The following is an 18841-nucleotide window of genomic DNA, read 5'->3' on the forward strand; positions in this document are numbered from 1 at the left end:
GGTTTCCTCCGAGTGGAGGAATTTCCTATCATACAAAAAAAGAGAATTCCGCGCTCATGCGAAATTCTCTGCTGGTTTTTTCTTTCCAGAGCAGCACACAGTCGCATGAAACTCCCGGGGTTCCCCGGTTCATGTAACTATGTAGTCAACTCTTTACGGCAGTTGGTAGAAACTCTGGACCCATCTCCAGAATATACATATCGTCACCTGTTTTATGAAGTTGTTGTTATTATAGACTTTGGAATATGGAAAGTATACGGACAAAGCTTCTCAAAAAGCCGGCATATTTTCGGCACTATTACCGATTTTTGCATGTCATATGTCCTTTTCCCATACAATTTTAACATCTTGTTTCAAAAAAGTCAAATGTCCTTTTCTATTTTATTCTGGATTTTCAGTTCCATCTGACATGCACATCAAGCGCAGCTTTCAGCTGCTCCATTGCCTTCACGACCGTGGCTCGCGGACAGGCGAGATTGAAACGCTCAAACTGTGCTGTTTCCGGTCCGAATACCTTGCCAGAGTCCAGCCACAGCTTTGCCTCCTCTACCATCAGATGCTCGAGCTCTTCATCGGTGAAGCCATAGCCGGAAAAATCTACCCAGGTCAGATAGGTACCCTCCGGCTCCACAAAATGCGCCTTTGGGAAGTTCTCCTTCACAAATGTGCGCATATATTCCATGTTTCCGGTCAGATACTCCAAAAGCTCATCCACCCACCGCGCGCCTTTGGTATACACGGTTTTCACGGCAACCTGCCCCATAATGTTTCCCTGACTGTAGCCCGCTGCCGCATTTGCTTTCCGGTAAGCTTTCCGGAGCTTCTGGTTCTGGATGATGATGTTTGCCGGCTGAAATCCTGCCACGTTAAAGGTTTTGCTTGGTGAAGTATACAGCACCAGGCTGTCCTGGTATTTCGCGTCCAGAGTCCGGAAACTGGTAAAATGATGTCCCGGATACACAAAATCACAGTGGATCTCATCATCCATGATGATCACCTGATGACGCAGGCAGATATCTCCCATGCGCTCCAGCTCATCCTTTGTCCATACGCGTCCCACCGGATTGTGCGGGTTGCAGAGCAGAAATACCATCACGTTGTTTTCCTCAATTTTCCGCTCAAAATCCTCAAAATCCACTGTGTAGCGGCCATTTTCATAGTGCAGCTGATTGTTGATGAAAATTCTTCCGTTATCCTCAATGACTTCCCGGAACGGATAATATACCGGCTGCTGGATGAGGATCGCATCGCCCTCCTTTGTAAATGCCTTTACGCCGGTGGCAAGGCCGTATACCACGCCGCAGCCCACTGTCACCGTTTCCCGATCTACATGGTAGCCATGACGCGTGAAGAACCAGTGATCCAGCGCATCAAAGTATTCCTGGTCCGGATCCGTGTAGCCAAAAATCCCATGATCGATCCGCGACCGGAAGTCCGCGAGGATCTCCTCCTAAAGCTGAAAATCCATATCTGCCACTCACAGCGGTAAGAGATCATCACGTCCTTTGCGCTCTGCCTTATGCTTTTCCATTCCATTCACTGAGCCTGTTTAAAGCCTCCTTGCTTCCGGAAATATAGGCAATATCACCTTTCTTAAACGCATAATCCGGTGTAATGGTCTCGATCAGCTTTCCATCATTCTCCACCGCAATGATGTTGACACCAAACCGTCCGCGCAGATTGGCCTCCACCACGGTTTTTCCTACGCTACGCTCCGGCATGATCATCTTGGAGATATTCAGTTTTTCACTCAGCTGGATAAAGTCCAGCATGCGGACTGCCTCCAGCCGGTGTGCCAGACGCACTGCCATGTCGCGCTCCGGGTAAACCACCTGGGCCCCGATCTTTTCCAGAATTTCCCCGTGCTCCATACTGGAGGCCTTGGAGATGACGGTCGGCACCCCCAGGCTCACCAGATTCAGCGTAGTCAGGATGGAAATATCCAGCTGTTCACCGATGCAGACCACCGCCACATCACAGTTCTGCACACCGGTCTCCGACAGTGTCTTTTTATCCAGCGCATGCACCACGTAAGCATTTTCCGTATACTCCCGCAGCTCCCGCACCTTTTCTTCTTCTTTATCCAGCACCACAAGCTCTGCTCCCGCCGCTGCCAGCTCCAGAGCCAGCGCATGTCCGAAACGGCCAAGACCAACGATTCCGTAAGTATTTTTTTCATTACTCTTCTTTTTGAACATTGCTTTCCTCCATGCCCTTTTCCAATTTTTATCCAATCGCGATATTTCCTTCCGGATAGCTTACCCGCTCACCTTTGGTAAAATACCAGAGGGAGGCGATCGTCAGCGGTCCCAGCCTTCCGATAAACATGATCAGAATGGTCAGGATTTTTGCTGCATCGCAAAGTCCCGCGGAAATTCCGGTGGAAAGTCCTGCAGTACCAAAGGCACTGCTCATTTCAAACAGCGCATCCAGAAACGGTACGCCCGGCTCTAAAATCACCAGAATATAAGTTCCGGACAGCACAATACCGATGGCCAGAAGTGTGATCACTGCCGCCTTGCGGAACGCGTCAGTCGGGACCGCATAGCGGAATGCCTTCTCCGATGTATTTGTTGCTGAAGAACGGATTCCCTCAAACAGCACATAACAGGTAGTAGTCTTGATACCGCCTCCGGTAGAACCCGGAGAAGCGCCGATCACCATCAGCACGATGACCGTCAGAAGTCCTGCGCCGGAAAAAGATCCCAGCGGAAATGTAGAAAATCCGGCGGTTCTTGCGGATACACTGGTAAAGAAAGCTCCCATCCAGGTAATATCCTCTGTCAGCTTTAAAAGCACTGTGCCGGCTGCCGTCAGCACCAGGCTCATAAACAGCACCACCTTGGCGTGCATGGAAAGCTTTTTCCATCGGAACCGTTTTGCAATGACTTCACGGATCACCAAAAAGCCAATGCCGCCAAAAATAACCAGAGCGCAGGTCACCAGATTCAAAAGTATGTCATCCTGGTACGGAATCAGGTTCTGACCGCCGCCCAGAATGTCAAATCCGGAGTTATTGAAGGAAGCCACCGAATGAAACAGGCTGACTCCTGCCGCCTTTAACGGTGGAAATTTTTTTCGAAATACCAGAAAGCTCAATGCTGCTCCGGCCAGTTCGAATGTAACCGTAGTCAGAAATACCAGACGGATAAAACGGATCACGCCCTTTCCGGAATCCAGATTCCCGGCCTCCCGGATCAGGTTTCTGGCTTTCAGGTTGATCTTCTTTCCCATGGCCAGGATCACTCCGGTTCCCACCGCTGTCACCCCAAGACCGCCGATCTGGATCAGCATACACAGAAAGAACTGGCCAAGCGGCGTAAACGTATCCCCTGCGTCTACCGTAAGAAGTCCTGTTACACACACCGCACTGGTAGACATATAAAGGGCATCGATGTAACGCAGCGTAACTCCGTCCCGTATGCTGTAGGGCAGACTTAAGAGCACCGATCCGATCAGGATCACCAGCGCAAAGCCCAGCGAAATAATCCGCACCGGGGACTGTTTCTTTAGAAAATTCATAGCTTCGCCTTTCTGTCAGATAAATTTACAAATTAACATTGATTATACCATAACCGTTTCGTTTATGGGATTAATTTTTCATCAATGGTTTTCTTCCTCGGACGCAAAGGTGATGAACTGCTCCATTTCCCGCGTTCTGAACTTATTTTTGTGGTAAAAGATCTGACGGTACATGGATATTTCCACGTCATCCACCTCCACAGCAGCAAGTGTTCCCTCCCGGATCTGCTTCTGCACCGCAAACAGCGGAAGAAAAGAAAGGCCGCGGCTCTGCTCCAGCATCTGGATGATAAAGGCTGTATCACTAATTTCCAGGACCGGGGACAGGCAGCAGTGGCAGGAGGCCAGATGCTGGTCCAGTGCCTGGCGGTAATTGGCATTTTTCTCTGTTAAAAAAAATGGTTCCTGTAAAATCTGGTCCAATGTTATCCACCGAACCGATATTTCTTCCTGCCCGACTGTTTTTGTTCTCCATTTCACTGAACCGATATTCTCGCATTCTGCATATTTTTGTGCCCAGAAGGCCGGGGATGCCACAAATACGACCGGCTCTGCCACTTCCATGGCCTTCACCCAGCTTTCATTCCACCTGGGCGCGTCCAGAATATAAATGATATCCAGCTGATCGTGCTCCATCATGCGAATCAGCTCTTCCGGGGTTCCCACCGTGATCTGAAGCTTTACCTGTGGATGATGTTCCCGGAAGCGACTCACAATAGCCGGTAATTTGGCCGCACACAGCGATTCGATCGTGCCGATGTGAAGAGGATTTTTCAGCTCCTCATCCTCATGCATGGACAGACGGGTACGGTTTACCTCGTAGAGGATCGTGTTCGCATGCATCAAAAATTTCTGTCCCTGCGGTGTCAATACCACCTGCTTTCCCATCCGATCAAACAAGCGCGTTCCAAGCTCCTTTTCCAGTATGCGGATCTGGACCGTCACCGCCGACTGCGAATAACCAAGCTGAACTGCCGCCCTGGAAAAGCTCTGAAGCTGTGCAGCCTGAATAAAAGTCTGAAGCTGACGAAATTCCATAAAACGCCTCCCTATAATTGAATTATTTTCAATATACTCATAAAAACTATGAATTTGATTCATTTATACTACCATGATATAATGCACCTGCGAAGACGTCAACCGCTGTTTTTTATGAAATCTGTATATAATTGCTGCAGATTTCAGCAAGTGATTCACATTTTTGTTATTGGAGGGAATTTACAAATGGAAAAAAAGAAATTCAAAATGGGGCTTGTACCAAAGCTGATCCTGGCGATCATCCTCGGTATCTTATTCGGTCAGTTTCTGCCGGAGGGCTTTTGCCGTCTTGTTGTCACACTGTCCGGATTTTTCAGTAACTTTTTAAAATTCGTCATCCCGCTCATGATCCTGGCTTACGTTACCATGGGTATCGCAGACCTGTCCCAGGGCGCAGGAAAACTCCTGCTCATCACCGTGGCCCTGGCTTACGGCTCTACCCTGATCGCAGGTTCCGCATCTTTCCTGGTTGCGGAAAGCCTGTTTCCGAGCTTTATGAGTGCTGACGCGCTGGACCAGATTGCTGCTACCGCAGAGGTCTCTCTGTCCCCGTACTTCACCATCGCTATCCAGCCGGTCATGGACACCTTGTCCGCAGTGGTCCTGGCTTTCGTCCTGGGCCTGTGCCTCTCTTCCATGCGTGGAAAAGAGATCGGTGATACCCTGTACAATGCAATGAAGGATTTCTCCTCCATCATTGACAAAGTACTCCACAATGTCATCATCCCGCTGCTGCCGCTTTACATCTGCGGCACCTTCACGGATATGACCATTTCCGGCAAGACCTTTGCAATTCTTGGCATCCTCTGGAAGGTATTCCTGGTTGTCATTGCCATGCACCTGATCTGCATCACCATTCAATTCATCGTTGCCGGAACCATCAGCAAGAAGAACCCGTTAACCCTGATCAAAAATCAGCTTCCGGGATACGCAACCGCACTGGGAACCCAGTCCTCCGCTGCCACCATCCCGGTTAACTTACAGTGCGCAGCCAACGACGGTGTCTGTGAGCAGATCCGTAACTTCGTGGTTCCGCTGTGCGCCAATATCCATATGGCAGGTTCCATGATCACCATCACAGCCTGCGCTACCGCAGTCTGCCTGATGAACCAGCTGCCCATCAGCCTGGCTACCGTTGTTCCGTTCATCATGACCCTCGGTGTTGCCATGGTTGCTTCCCCGGGTGCTCCGGGCGGATCCATCATGACCGCGCTTCCGTTCCTCTATATGGTATTCGGCACCACTGCCGGAGATCCGAACGGTCCGATCTGCGCAATCATGGTTGCACTTTACATCACCCAGGATTCCTTTGGAACTGCCTGCAACATTTCCGGCGATAACGCCATCGGCGTCATTGTAGATACCATTTACCACAAATTCATCATCAAAGAAACTCAGGAGGCTTAAGATGTCATTTATCAGTGTTTTCGATGTGCTCGGACCAAACATGATCGGCCCGTCCAGTTCCCACACAGCAGGCGCGGCCCGCATCGGTTTTCTGGCTCAGAAAATGATCGGCGGCAGCGTGATCCGGGCAGATTTCACCCTTTACGGATCCTTTGCGAAGACCTATCACGGCCATGGAACCGACCGGGCACTCCTCGGCGGCATCATGGGATTTTCCACCGACGATATGCGCATCCGCAATTCCTTCGAGATTGCGCAGGAAACCGGCCTGGCTTATACCTTCACCCCGAACGAGACCGAAACCGAGATTCATCCAAACACTGTGGACATCTCCATGACCAACAAAAACGGCCAGATCATGACCATCCGGGGAGAATCCTTAGGAGGCGGCAAAGTCCGCATCGTCCGGATCAACGACGTGAAAGTAGATTTCACAGGCGAGTACAGCGCTGTCATCGTAGTGCAGCAGGATAAGCCTGGCGTTGTGGCCCACATCACCAAGGTCTTAAGTGACCGCGGCGTCAACATTGCCTTCATGCGCCTGTTCCGCGAGGCAAAAGGCCATACCGCCTACACCATTGTAGAATCCGACGGAAAGCTTCCGGAAGATGTAGCGGAGTACCTGAAAGACAATGTCAATGTACGCGATGTTATGGTCGTACAGATTTAAGGGAAGGGAGGAAAACAGACCATGGATTTTAAAAACGCGAAAGAACTTTTAGAATTGTGTCAGAAAGAGAATCTCCCGATTTCCGAGATCATGCTTCAGAGAGAAATGACCGAGGGCGAGATGCCAATGGAAGAAGCCCACAGCCGCATGACCCATGCCCTTGAAATTATGAAGGAATCCGCACATAATCCGATCCAGACCCCGGTGCGCTCCATGGGCGGTCTCATCGGCGGCGAAGCCGGAAAGCTGGCTTCCCACCAGGCAGCCGGTCGCGGTATCTGCGGTGATGTACTGGAAAAGGCCATCACCTACGCGGTAGCTGTTCTGGAAACCAACGCTTCCATGGGCCTCATCGTGGCTGCTCCGACCGCCGGTTCCGCCGGTGTGGTCCCGGGTATGCTGCTGGCACTGCAGGAATGCCACAGTTTTTCTGATGAAGACCTCATCAAAGCCCTGTTCAATGCCGGTGCCATCGGCTGCCTGGCTATGAGAAATGCGACCGTAGCCGGTGCCGTAGGCGGCTGTCAGGCCGAGGTCGGCATTGCATCTGCCATGGCGGCATCCGCCGCCGTAGAGCTCTTCGGCGGAAGCCCGAAGCAGTGCCTCGACGCGGCAGCCATCGTTCTTATGAACATGCTCGGCCTGGTCTGCGACCCGGTCGGCGGCCTGGTAGAATATCCGTGCCAGAACCGCAACGCTTCCGGGGTAGCCAATGCCCTGATTGCAGCCGAAATGGCACTGGCCGGTCTCACCCAGCTCATCCCCTTCGATGAAATGCTGGAGACCATGTACACCGTAGGCAAACGTCTCCCGGCCGAGCTGCGCGAAACCGCCATGGGCGGCTGCGCCACCGCACCGTCCGCATGTGCCGCCTGCCATATGTGCAGCTAAAAAAATACCAATTTAAAAGCAATAGCAATAAAGGTCCGAAGCCGGTAATCCCGGCATACCGCTGCGCAAAATATGGGTATTGTGTTCGGACGATGCAGCTGACAGATGTTTGCGGATAGTCGGACTCACCGTCCGCCTCCCTCAAACACCAATCGCTGCATAGCCGGACACGTATACCCATATTTATGCTCCGCGGAATGCCGGGATAACCGGCTTCTACTGTATTGGCTCCGCTACGAGAGAAATAAAATCAGCCAGAAGGGTACTGATAAAAGCCATGATTTCCAGCTTTTTACCAGTACCATTCTGGCTGTGTTTTTTATTACCCTAGAATAGCCAGGAAAGCAGAAGCAGGCCGGGACGGTAGCCCGCGTAGCATAAATAAAAGTGCAATGTGTCCGGCTATGTGGCGACTGACGTTTTCGGGAGGCGGACGGTCAGTCCGACTATCCGCAAACGGCTGTCAGCCACATCGTCCGAACACAGCACTTCTATTTTGCGCAGCGGGCTACCGTTCCGGCCTGCTTCGGACCTTTCGTGAACATGATTTAAATTTTTATTGTGCTGCCGTCAGATACCGTTTTACATATTTTCCGGTATAGGATACCGGGTTCTCTGCCACTTCCTCCGGCGTTCCCTTCGCGATGACGGTTCCGCCCCGCTCGCCGCCTTCCGGACCGATATCGATCAGATAATCCGCAGTCTTGATCACATCCAGGTTATGCTCAATGACAATGACTGTATTGCCGCCATCAGAGAGTCTGCGCAGAATCTCCACCAGCTTGTGGACATCCTCGAAATGCAGGCCTGTGGTAGGCTCATCCAGGATATAGACCGTCTTTCCGGTTCCTCGGCGGCTTAATTCTGTCGCCAGCTTAATACGCTGCGCCTCACCGCCGGACAGCTGGGTAGAAGGCTGTCCCAGACGGATGTAGGAAAGTCCAACATCATTCAGGGTCGCGATCTTCCGGTAAATGGACGGAATGTTCTCAAAGAACTTCATGGCTTCTTCTACGGTCATGTTCAGTACATCGTAAATGCTCTTCCCTTTATATCTGACATCCAGTGTCTCGCGGTTATAGCGCTTTCCTCCGCAGACCTCACATGGCACATAGACATCCGGCAGGAAATGCATCTCAATCTTGATGATACCGTCACCGCTGCAGGCTTCGCATCGTCCGCCTTTCACGTTGAAGCTGAAACGGCCCTTGCTGTATCCCTTCGCCTTGGCATCCGGTGTGGACGCAAACAGGTCACGGATCATATCGAACACACCGGTGTAGGTAGCCGGATTGGAACGCGGGGTACGCCCGATCGGAGACTGGTCAATGTTGATGACCTTATCTAACTGCTCCAGTCCTTCCATCTTTTTAAACCTTCCCGGAATGGTACGGGCGCGGTTTAGCTTTCTTGCCAGTTCCTTATACAGAATCTCATTCACCAGAGAGCTTTTTCCGGAACCGGATACACCGGTCACGCAGGTCATGATGCCCAGTGGAAAGGAAACATCTATGTTCTTTAAGTTGTTCTCTGCTGCCCCGCGCACGGCAATCCAGCCTGTAGGCTGTCTACGCTCCTTCGGTACCGGAATCCGGATGCGGCCGCTAAGATAAGCACCTGTGATGGATTTCTCATTCTGCATGATCTCTTCTGCTGTGCCAATGGCCACCACCTCTCCACCATGTTCGCCCGCCCCCGGTCCAATATCCACAATACAGTCTGCCGCACGCATGGTATCCTCATCATGCTCTACCACCAGAACGGTGTTGCCCAGATCACGCAGATGGGTCAGGGTTGCAAGCAGCTTGTCGTTATCCCGCTGATGCAGGCCGATGCTCGGCTCGTCCAAAATATATGCCACACCAACCAGTCCAGAACCAATCTGGGTTGCCAGACGGATTCGCTGCGCCTCACCGCCGGACAGCGTACCGGTTGCCCGGGAAAGGGACAGGTATTCCAGACCAACATTCAACAGGAAATCCAGGCGCGCCTTGATTTCCTTCAGGATCTGATGTCCAATGGACTCCTGCATCGGAGTCAGCTTCAGCTCATCCAGAAATGTGCGGAAACGGGTAATGGACAGCTCCGTTGCCTCATAAATATTGATGCCGCCCACCGTAACTGCCAGGGAGCTGGATTTCAGGCGCTGGCCCTTGCATGCCTTACACGGCGTAATGCGCATAAAGCTCTCATACTCTGCCTTGGATGCCTCGGAGAAGGTTTCCTTGTAGCGGCGCTCCACATTGCGGAGCAGGCCCTCAAATGCCACCGGATAGATGCCCTCGCCCCTCTGTCCCTTGTAATACACCTTCACCTCTTTTCCATTGGTACCGTGCAGGATCACATCCTGGATTTCCTTCGGATACTCCTCAAACGGTGTATCCAGGTCAAAGTGGTATTCCTTACATAATGCATCTAAAATCGCATGGGTGAAGCTGTTTTTGTCTGTACAGGACTGCCAGCCCATCACCACAATGGCTCCCTTAGAAATACTCAATGACTTGTCCGGAATCATAAGGTTTTCGTCGAACTCCATCTTATAGCCAAGACCAAAACACTCCGGGCAGGCACCAAACGGATTGTTGAAAGAAAAGCTTCGCGGCTCTACCTCCTCAATGCTGATACCGCAGTCCGGACAGGCAAAGCTCATGCTGAAATTCATGGGTTCGCCATCAATCACATCAACGATCAGGAGGCCATCCGACAATCCCATAACCGTCTCGATCGAATCCGTCAGACGCTTTTCAATACCCGCTTTCACCACCAGACGGTCCACCACAATCTCAATATTATGCTTGATATTTTTCTCCAGCTTAATCTCCTCAGAAAGCTCGTAGAGGTTTCCGTCAATCCGGGCACGCACGTAGCCACTTTTGCGCGCCTGCTCCAGAAGCTTGACATGCTCACCCTTGCGCCCCCGCACCACCGGTGCCAGAAGCTGGATCTTGGTACGTTCCGGAAGCTGTAAAATCTGGTCTACCATCTGGTCAATGGTCTGCTTTCTAATCTCCCTTCCGCACTTCGGACAGTGAGGAATGCCGATGCGGGCATACAGAAGACGCATATAATCGTAGATCTCCGTCACCGTACCCACAGTGGAACGCGGGTTGCGGTTTGTGGATTTCTGGTCAATGGAAATAGCCGGGGAAAGCCCCTCAATGCTCTCCACATCCGGCTTTTCCATCTGGCCAAGGAACTGCCGCGCATAAGAGGACAGCGACTCCATATAGCGTCGCTGCCCTTCTGCATAAATGGTATCAAATGCCAGGGATGACTTTCCCGAACCGCTTAAGCCCGTCAGCACCACCAGCTCATTCCTGGGAATGTCCAGGGATATATGTTTCAAGTTGTGCTCATTCGCACCACGAATCTTGATATACTGCTTTACCATGGCTGTGAACCTTTCTTTTCGCTCCTCTTTCGTGTGTGTCAGACAGCACTGATTATTCATTTGGAGCTCCACTATATTTTCGTCTATATTTTACGCAATCTTACCTCAGATTATTTTGTAATGTATGGATCAGTTCCTCCAGAACAATTGGCTTGGATAAAAATCCATTCATGCCGCATTCCAGTGCCTGCTTTCTGTCTTCATCAAACGCATTGGCCGTCATGGCAAGGATCGTAATTCCCGCCAGTGCCGGATCAGCGAGTGCACGGATCTGTTTTGTTGCCTCATATCCGTTCATGACAGGCATCTGAACATCCATAAGCACCAGATCATAGTCGCCCGGCGCTGCATGCCTTACCTTCTCCACGGCCTCTGCTCCGTTTTCTGCCGTATCAATCCGGAATCCATATTGCTTCAGAAGCTCCACAGCAATTTCACGGTTCAGTTCATTATCTTCCACAAGCAGGATACATCGGCCCCTGAAATCAGAGCCTGCAGCCGGAAGAACAGGATTCTCTGTTTCCTCCTGTTTCTGACCGATCGCTGTCATCAGCGTCTCTCGGATATCTGACATAAACAGCGGTTTCGCGCAGAATGCCGTTACCCCTGCAGCCCTGGCTTCTACTTCGATATCCGACCAGTCATAGGCAGTCAGGATGATGATCGGTGTACCATCGCCCAGACTGCGGATCTGACGGGTGACTTCAATGCCATTCATATCCGGCAGACGCCAGTCGATGATATAGGCATGGAATGCATCCCCCAGTTCCATGGACTGGCGTGCACGGAGAACGGCCTCTTTGCCGGAAAGGGTCCATTCCGAACGCATCCCGACCTTGGCAAGCATCTTTGTCACACTGTCGCAGGTATTAAAATCATCGTCTATCACCAAAGCCTTAAGACCTTCCAGCTCTGCGATCCGCTCGGTGCGGTGCTGCTCCGGCTGAATCCGCAATGCCAGACGGACAATCACTTCGGTACCCTTTCCCTGCTCCGTCTGAACCTCAATGGTTCCGCCCATCATATTCACAATATTCTTGGTGATCGCCATACCAAGCCCTGTGCCCTGGATTTTGCTGACCGTGGAGGTGCGTTCCCGCTCAAACGGCGAAAATAGCTTCTGGGCAAATTCCGGGCTCATGCCGATGCCGTTATCCTTGACCCGGATCTCGTACAGCGCACCGCCCTTCTGTGTACCCGAAAGCTGCTTCAGCCGGACAGAAACGGTTCCGCCTGCCGGGGTAAACTTGATCGCATTAGACAAAAGATTCAAGAGCACCTGGTTCAGCCGCGTTTTATCACAATAGACATCCTCGTTCGCAACATCCACGGCATCCATATAAAGATCCAGCTGCTTTGCATAGATCTGGCCGCTGATGATCGTCTTCAGATCATGAAGGACATCCGACAGACTGACCTCTGTTTCTTCCAGATGGATCTTTCCACTCTCAATACGGCTCATATCCAGCACATCATTGATCAGCGAGAGCAGATGGTTGCTGGATGAAAGGATCTTGCCCAGATAATCCCGGACTTTGTCCTGATTGTCAATGTTGCTTACAGCCAGTGTCGTAAAACCAATGATCGCATTCATCGGTGTCCGGATATCGTGAGACATGTTGGAAAGGAACGTGCTCTTTGCCCGGTTGGCGGTCTCAGCAGCACGGACTGCCTCAGCAAGGGCCTGATTCATTTTCTTGTCAGAGGTACGGTCCGACATGACCAGGATATATTTCTTCATTCCGTTTACATCACTGCCCATTGCGACAATATGAAACCAGTGCCGCTCCCCTGTTTTCTGATGAACATATTCAAAATCCCATTCCCTCTGTTCCTGTGTCAGCATATCCTTCAGATAATTCTTCTTCGGATCTTCCGGATTCCTGGAATGCAGTTTTCCCAAAACACAGATATCCTTCTGAATCTGTTCTACGGTAATGCCCAGCAGTCTTTCCACATTCGGGCTTACATAATCAGCCCTATACGTGCTTGCATCCAGCATCAGAAACACATCATCCACATTCATCGACAGCTTTTGAAACAGCTCATCCCGGTACAGGATCTCCGTATCCTTTCGCTTCAGACTTCTCCTGCTTTTCTGAATGATCAGTCCGATCAGAAGGGCAGCGATACCGCACACGACTGCACCCACAAGGAACATCGTACCAAGCTGCAGATTGTTCATGCTGGCATTGACGATATCGGCCCGGACCAGCCCCAGGAATATCCAGTCCTGAAGCTTCGATTTTTCATAAACCAGATAGTAATCCCTGCCATCCAGATTTACGAGCATCGCATCGGTACATTCCTCTTTCCATTGCTCCGCAAGGTCCAGAATCTCTGTTTCCGGCATATTGGAATGCTCTCTCAGGACACCCAAAAAATTATACACGTTCCCCCATGACTCAAAAGAATGGTCGATCACAACACGGCCATCCGGATGAACCACATAACTCTTTGCATGTCCGTTAAAGGCAGAAATATCCAGTACACTTACGATATCCGAGTTTTCATATGCAATTGCAATGGCATCATACTCAAATCCCTGATAGCTTCCATGCGCCTGCGGGCTGGCAAAAATAAGCAGCTGGGATTTTCCGGGAACTACTGCATTTGTTATGATATCCTTCCCCTGCCGGATCTCATCCTCCAGATTTTCCTGCACTCCAAGATACCCGGTTTCCCCTGTTACCATCTTATAGTTGCCGTCAGCCGAAAGAAAATAGAAATACAAAAAGCCTGCCTCACTCTGTGCTTTCTTCACATAATCACGGATTTTGCTTTCACTGGAGGTGTTCTGCAGATACTCACTCCACATATGAAGATAAGTCAGGTTCTTATTTGTCAGCTCATTTAACACATTATTCGACTGATGGAAAACCTCAGTCAAATGAGAAACACTTTCCTCATAAACCGTTTTCGATACAAACTCAAAATACCGGAAAACAGTCAGAACGATTCCAAGTAAAACGGCAAGAAAGACCGCTATCCTGAGTCGTTTTCTCATAAAAATTTTCACTCTGTTCGTATTACGATTCCCAATGTCCATTCTTCTCACCTCAAAGTCATGTAATCTTCAGGCTCTGCAAGAACAGCATCCCCATCCGAAATACAGCTTATCCAGGTATCTTTCACCGTGCTGTCAGCTCTGTCAAATACTATCGTTTCATCTGCCGGATAAGCTTCCATATGCTGTGGTATGGCCAGACAGGTTACCGTAAACGTATCATCATCCCGAACTGCTTTTCCATTCTTTGTCACTTTCTCCAGCGTATAACCATCCGCAGTTTCCCGGATCTCCGCAGAAATCCCGCTGACCACTGGCAGCGAACCGCGGTTAAAGGGACGAAAACCTCCCTGCCAGCCTTCCACAAAGCTTCTGACCGTTTCTTTCAGTTTGGCCCCACTCAGCTCACATCTGTAAGCCGAAAGTCCGTTTGGCATGATCATGGCGCTCGCCATTTTTTCCGTATATCCTGCCTTCCGCACATTTCCCGTAAAGCTATTTGCTGTCGCGATCAGCACATCCGTACCATAAATGCCGCGCAGCGTGTTTGCCATAACAGAATATGCCGCATTGCCCCCACTGGCATGAAAACGGTCGGAATATGCCTTCTGTGAATCCAGCACAACCGGTTCAGAAGCAGTATTCTCCTCGAGAAGCTGGGTATGGAAGGACTGATAAGCCTGTCCGGCATCGTATTCTCCGGAGATCATCTTAGAAACCACATCTCTGGAAACAGAGAAAAAGTCATTTGACGCAATCCGGATATACATATGGTTCTCTTCAATCACAGATTTCACATCCTTCAGATATTCCGTCAGCTGGTTATCCACATTCTGACTGTAGCTTAGCAGATCCTGGCCCTCATAAATGATCCGGTTCTGCGCATCCGCCGAAAGCATCACATTCAGTACCTTCATTGCTTTCTGCCGGCGCGTTTCATCCTGCGTCAGGTCACGGTTTAATGCCACCTGGAAATATGGCGTAGTCATCAGCCACTTTTCGCCGTTCTGCTCAAAGAATGGCAGAAATATTGTATTAATGCCCTGATCCTGAAAAATTTTTACACCGGCAGAGCTGCCGAAATACATGGCCAGCTTACCGCTTTTGTACAGCTCAGCCACATCATCATAATTCCTGTCCAGATCCTCCCGGCTCAGCCCTGTATCCCGGATAAATTGCTCCATCCGCTCAAAGGCCTTCGGCCAGACGGTACTGTCTAGACCCTCTTTTGTGCTGTTACCCGGATCACTGTAGGCGGTACGCCATCTGCGTCCGGCTGCAGTCGAAAGCTCTGCCGCAGACAGGCCCTGCAAGGTTTCCATACAGGTATAATCATAATAATAGTCTGCGGTAAACCCTCGGATCCCCACCTTGTCAAATGCCTGACAGGCAGAAACAAAGCTTTCGTAATCGGTTGGCAGCGGAATCTTATACTTCTCAAACAGATCTCTGTTCACTACGAAGCCATGTACATCTGCGCACACCGGAAGCCAGTTTACACTGCCATCCTGATTCGTAAAGCTGTGGATGTATGTATTATAGACAGCACCGGCCTCATTGGTGGTGGAAAGGTCCATCAGACGGTCCTTCAGCGGACTGGCGTCATGCAGCGAAAACCGGCAGCAGGTTATAATATCCGGCAATCCACCGTTTTCATTCAGAAATCTGTAAAAATCCAGATCGTTATTTCCCACTACAAATTCAATATTGATATCCGGAAGCTGCTCCTGAATGTATGGTGCATAGGTGTCATACAGCTTTGTGGTCCACAAATACACAGTAATCGTTTCCGCATCTTCTTTTTCCGCGCTCTTCCCACTGCAGCCTGACAAAAATGATATAACTGCAGCCATCACCCAAAATACAGCTAAAACTCTATTCCACTTTTTCTTTTTCATTACAGCTCCCCCTGAAATCATTTCCAATTAATTTGCAGATCACCTTTACCAGCAATTTTACATCAATCGGTTTGGCAATGTGTTCATCCATTCCCGCTTCCTTTGCTCTGATCCTGTCCTCTGTAAACGCGTTTGCCGTCATTGCGATGATCGGAACCACCTTTGCGTCCTCTCTGTCCAGAGAACGGATCCGCTCTGCCGCTTCATAGCCATTCATAACCGGCATCATGATATCCACCAGAATGGCATCAAATTCGTACGGCCTGCTGTTTTCGAATATCTCAGCCGCCTGCTGGCCATTCCATGCTTTACACACACAGGCCCCTTCATTCTGAAGCATAAATTCCGCAATTTCCATGTTCAGCGCATTGTCTTCTGCCAGAAGGATCTTCAGACCTTTGATGGATCTTTCTGTTGCAGTCTTCTGTTCTTCACGCTTTTCCACATCCGGATCTGTTTTAAACGGGATCCGTAACACAAAGGTCGTGCCTTTTCCCAGCTCACTTTCAAACGTAATCGTTCCGCCCATTTTTTCGATCAGCTTTTTTGTGATGGACATTCCAAGTCCGGTTCCGGAAAATTTTGTCCGGCTTCCGGCATGCTCCTGCGCAAACGGTTCAAAAAGACGTTTCTGAAAAGCTTCTGTCATACCGATCCCTGTATCCCGGCAGATAAATTCCATGGTCACCATTCCTGTCTGTTCTGATGCGATTTCCATGCAGCTGATATAGATACATCCGCTTTCTCTGTTATATTTCACCGCATTTGTCAGGATATTCATCAGGATCCGCTTCACATATCCCGGACTTCCGATGAGATTCCAGTGTATCACTTCTTTTTTCTCCCACACGATCCGGATATTCCGTTTTGCGGCTATCTGCTCGATCACAACCAGGAGTTCCTCAAAAATACTGCCCAGCTGAAATGGGATTTCTTCCAGAATCACTTCATCCGATTCCAGCTTGCTCATATCCAGGACTTCGTTTACCAGTTCCAGCAACAGATTTGATGCCTCTTTGATCTTTGTACGGCATTCCCTCTGCTTGTCCATATCGTCTGCATAATGATCTGCCACATCGAGCATGCCACAGATTCCGTTGATCGGTGTCCGGATATCATGGCTCATCCTCTGGAGAAACTCGGTTTTTGCCTCATTGGCTGCATCTGCCCTTTTTGCTGCCCTCAAAAGCTCTGCTTTATATTTTTCTTCCTTTTCCTGCTCCTTTTTGCGGTGTGCCTGATTGGTTCTGTATATCCAGAACCAGAAGACACTGAATATCAGAAAATAAAAGAAAACAACCGCTGTTACACTGAGCGGCAGGTCATGGAAGACCTCCGTATCCGGAAGATACGCATAAATGTAATAATCCCGCTGCTTCAGCATGATCCCGTAACATCCGGTTCCCTCATGCTTCAGATGAAATATGTGTCGGCTGTCTGTATTCTGTTTCATTGCCTGCACAATCTCGTTGCCGGCGGTATCCTGTCCAAGCAGACTCTCATCGTTGCTGGCAATGACGCTTCCCTTGTCCGCCACAATGATCGTACCGTCCTTCCGGGTACTATAGCCATTTAAAAGGCTCTGTATCGTCAGCGTATAGTTTCTGACAAATTCCGGAGACGTATAATAGTAGATCGCAACAATGCCCGGTGCATCTTTTCTGGCGCAGGCTGCAATATCGATACGTGACCCGTCTGCTCTGGCTATCCGCTCCGAATAGCTTCGTTCTTCATATCCGGCAAAATCCATGATAATGTCTTTTTGCAGATAATCCGTGATTTCATCGGTCAGAGACTCATTCGCGCTGTATTCACAGACTGTCCTTCCCTCTGTATCCAGGATAAGGATCCCGTCCACCCAGAGCGTCTGCAGATTCTCTTTCAAAAATTCCCGGCTCAGCTGACCGCCGTTTTCTGTTTCCATATCAATATTGGCACTCATCTGTCTGGCACTTTCAATCGCACGGAGAAGGCTTTTGGATTCCGAAGATTCATTATAATGGGTGTAGGTTGAGCACTGCACCTTGACGTAGTTTACAATCTCCACCATCCGTCTCTCTGCCTCTGCCTTTTCCACATGAAAAAAATAAAACAGAGCTGTGGCTGCCACACAGATTCCAAGAAGAGCACCGACTATCTGGATCCGTTTTTCTTTTTTCTTACGCTTAATCTCCAAGATCATCTACCTCCAGATACTTTTCCGGATCATCCAGATATTTTCCGATGATTTTCAGGGATGTGCCATCCCGGCGCATTTCTTCCAGTGTCTGGTTCATCTGCTCGCAGATTCCTCTGTCATCCGCTTTTGCAAAAGCAACTCCTATCCCCACAACCATCAAAGGTTCTTCCAGGACACGAAAATCTGTATCATAATCCTTCTTATACTGAACGATGGATTCCTCATGTGCAGCCACTGCATCTACATATCCTTTCCCAAGAAATGTATAGATCAGCTCCCTGTGTCCGAGACTGATCAGATTTCCCAGTTTCGGGATCCTCTCATCTGTCCGGTTCAGAAAAATGCCTTCCGGCTTGGTTGTAGACTGGACTGCAAGATTCTTTCCCTCCAGGTCACTCAGTTTATAAATGTCACTGCTCGCATTTACAGCAACCACCTGACGGCTTGCTATGTACGGTCCGGCCCAGCGGTAATCGTCAAGACGTCCCTCCATGGAAAAGCAGCCCATAATACAGTCAATCTCCCCGCTCTCCACCAGTTCCTTTTTCTGTTCCCAGTTGATCTGGACAACCTTCACCTCGTACCCCATTCTTTGGAAGGCTTCGGTCGCCAGCTCTACATCGATTCCTGTCGGAATACCAGCTTCATTCAGATAGTTGTATGGCGGATAGCTGTCGCTGCCGAGCGTGATAACAGGCCCTTCCTTTTCCTGCCTACTGACAGCCGCATTTCTGCACCCTGCCAGAATGCCCGCCGAAATACCTGCAAGCAAAATGCTTGCAATCACTATTTTTCCTTTCATCATAAAACAGCGCAGGATACCCCGACCTCTTAGGTC

The 18841-nt window shown here is 49.9% G+C and carries 12 protein-coding genes and 1 riboswitch; of the genes, 3 read left to right on the forward strand and 9 right to left on the reverse strand.

Translation table 11 applies throughout. The annotated features are described in order from the left end of the window. Window positions 1-122: 122 nt before the first annotated feature. A riboswitch (purine riboswitch) is annotated at window positions 123-219 on the reverse strand. A gap of 175 nt (window positions 220-394) precedes the next feature. From DWY84_RS16065 to DWY84_RS16080, 4 genes are all read right to left on the reverse strand, one after another. Further along, window positions 395-1444: a pyridoxal phosphate-dependent aminotransferase gene (locus tag DWY84_RS16065; protein WP_279220352.1), complete on the reverse strand. Its 1050-nt coding sequence runs from the start codon at window positions 1442-1444 to the stop codon at window positions 395-397. A gap of 73 nt (window positions 1445-1517) precedes the next feature. Beyond that, window positions 1518-2198: a TrkA family potassium uptake protein gene (locus DWY84_RS16070; protein WP_118534320.1), complete on the reverse strand. Its 681-nt coding sequence runs from the start codon at window positions 2196-2198 to the stop codon at window positions 1518-1520. Between the two features lie 28 nt (window positions 2199-2226). After that, a complete protein-coding gene (locus DWY84_RS16075; protein WP_118534321.1) occupies window positions 2227-3522 on the reverse strand; it encodes a potassium transporter TrkG in 1296 nt (431 codons plus the stop codon). Between the two features lie 81 nt (window positions 3523-3603). Beyond that, on the reverse strand, window positions 3604-4560 hold the full coding sequence (locus DWY84_RS16080; protein ID WP_118534322.1) for a LysR family transcriptional regulator: 957 nt from the start codon (window positions 4558-4560) through the stop codon (window positions 3604-3606). Window positions 4561-4746: 186 nt separating this feature from the next. Here DWY84_RS16080 and DWY84_RS16085 point away from each other — a divergent pair, with 186 nt between their 5' ends. Genes DWY84_RS16085 through sdaAA form a run of 3 tightly spaced genes read left to right on the forward strand, consistent with a single transcriptional unit; the run spans window position 4747 to window position 7528 of the window. Then, window positions 4747-5967, forward strand: coding sequence for a dicarboxylate/amino acid:cation symporter (locus tag DWY84_RS16085; RefSeq protein ID WP_118534323.1), 1221 nt, complete (start codon window positions 4747-4749; stop codon window positions 5965-5967). A 1-nt stretch (window position 5968) separates the two neighbouring features. After that, the gene (gene sdaAB / locus DWY84_RS16090) at window positions 5969-6637 is read left to right on the forward strand and encodes an L-serine ammonia-lyase, iron-sulfur-dependent subunit beta (protein ID WP_118534324.1); all 669 of its coding nucleotides are present in this window, start codon (window positions 5969-5971) and stop codon (window positions 6635-6637) included. A 21-nt stretch (window positions 6638-6658) separates the two neighbouring features. Beyond that, entirely contained in the window at window positions 6659-7528 is an 870-nt protein-coding gene (sdaAA, locus tag DWY84_RS16095) for an L-serine ammonia-lyase, iron-sulfur-dependent, subunit alpha (RefSeq protein ID WP_118534325.1), read from the forward strand. Window positions 7529-8084: 556 nt separating this feature from the next. Here sdaAA and uvrA read toward each other — a convergent pair. The 5 genes from uvrA to DWY84_RS16120 all read right to left on the reverse strand — a co-directional run. Then, window positions 8085-10919 carry an excinuclease ABC subunit UvrA gene (uvrA, locus tag DWY84_RS16100; protein ID WP_118534329.1) on the reverse strand — a complete coding sequence of 945 codons (2835 nt, stop codon included), beginning with the start codon at window positions 10917-10919 and terminating at the stop codon, window positions 8085-8087. A gap of 100 nt (window positions 10920-11019) precedes the next feature. Continuing rightward, window positions 11020-13926, reverse strand: a complete 2907-nt coding sequence (locus DWY84_RS16105) for a response regulator (RefSeq protein WP_347560821.1) — start codon at window positions 13924-13926, stop codon at window positions 11020-11022. Window positions 13927-13973: 47 nt separating this feature from the next. Beyond that, window positions 13974-15824, reverse strand: a complete 1851-nt coding sequence (locus DWY84_RS16110; protein WP_118534327.1) for an ABC transporter substrate-binding protein — start codon at window positions 15822-15824, stop codon at window positions 13974-13976. Continuing rightward, a complete protein-coding gene (locus DWY84_RS16115) occupies window positions 15802-18006 on the reverse strand; it encodes an ATP-binding protein (RefSeq protein ID WP_118534328.1) in 2205 nt (734 codons plus the stop codon). The genes DWY84_RS16110 and DWY84_RS16115 overlap by 23 nt, the downstream gene beginning before the upstream one ends. Beyond that, window positions 17990-18841, reverse strand: an 852-nt coding sequence (locus tag DWY84_RS16120; protein WP_347560822.1) for an ABC transporter substrate-binding protein, incomplete at its 5' end; no start/stop codon positions are given. The genes DWY84_RS16115 and DWY84_RS16120, both read right to left, overlap by 17 nt.

Source organism: Clostridium sp. AF27-2AA (genome assembly GCF_003478505.1).
In the GTDB taxonomy this organism is placed as follows: domain Bacteria; phylum Bacillota; class Clostridia; order Lachnospirales; family Lachnospiraceae; genus Brotaphodocola.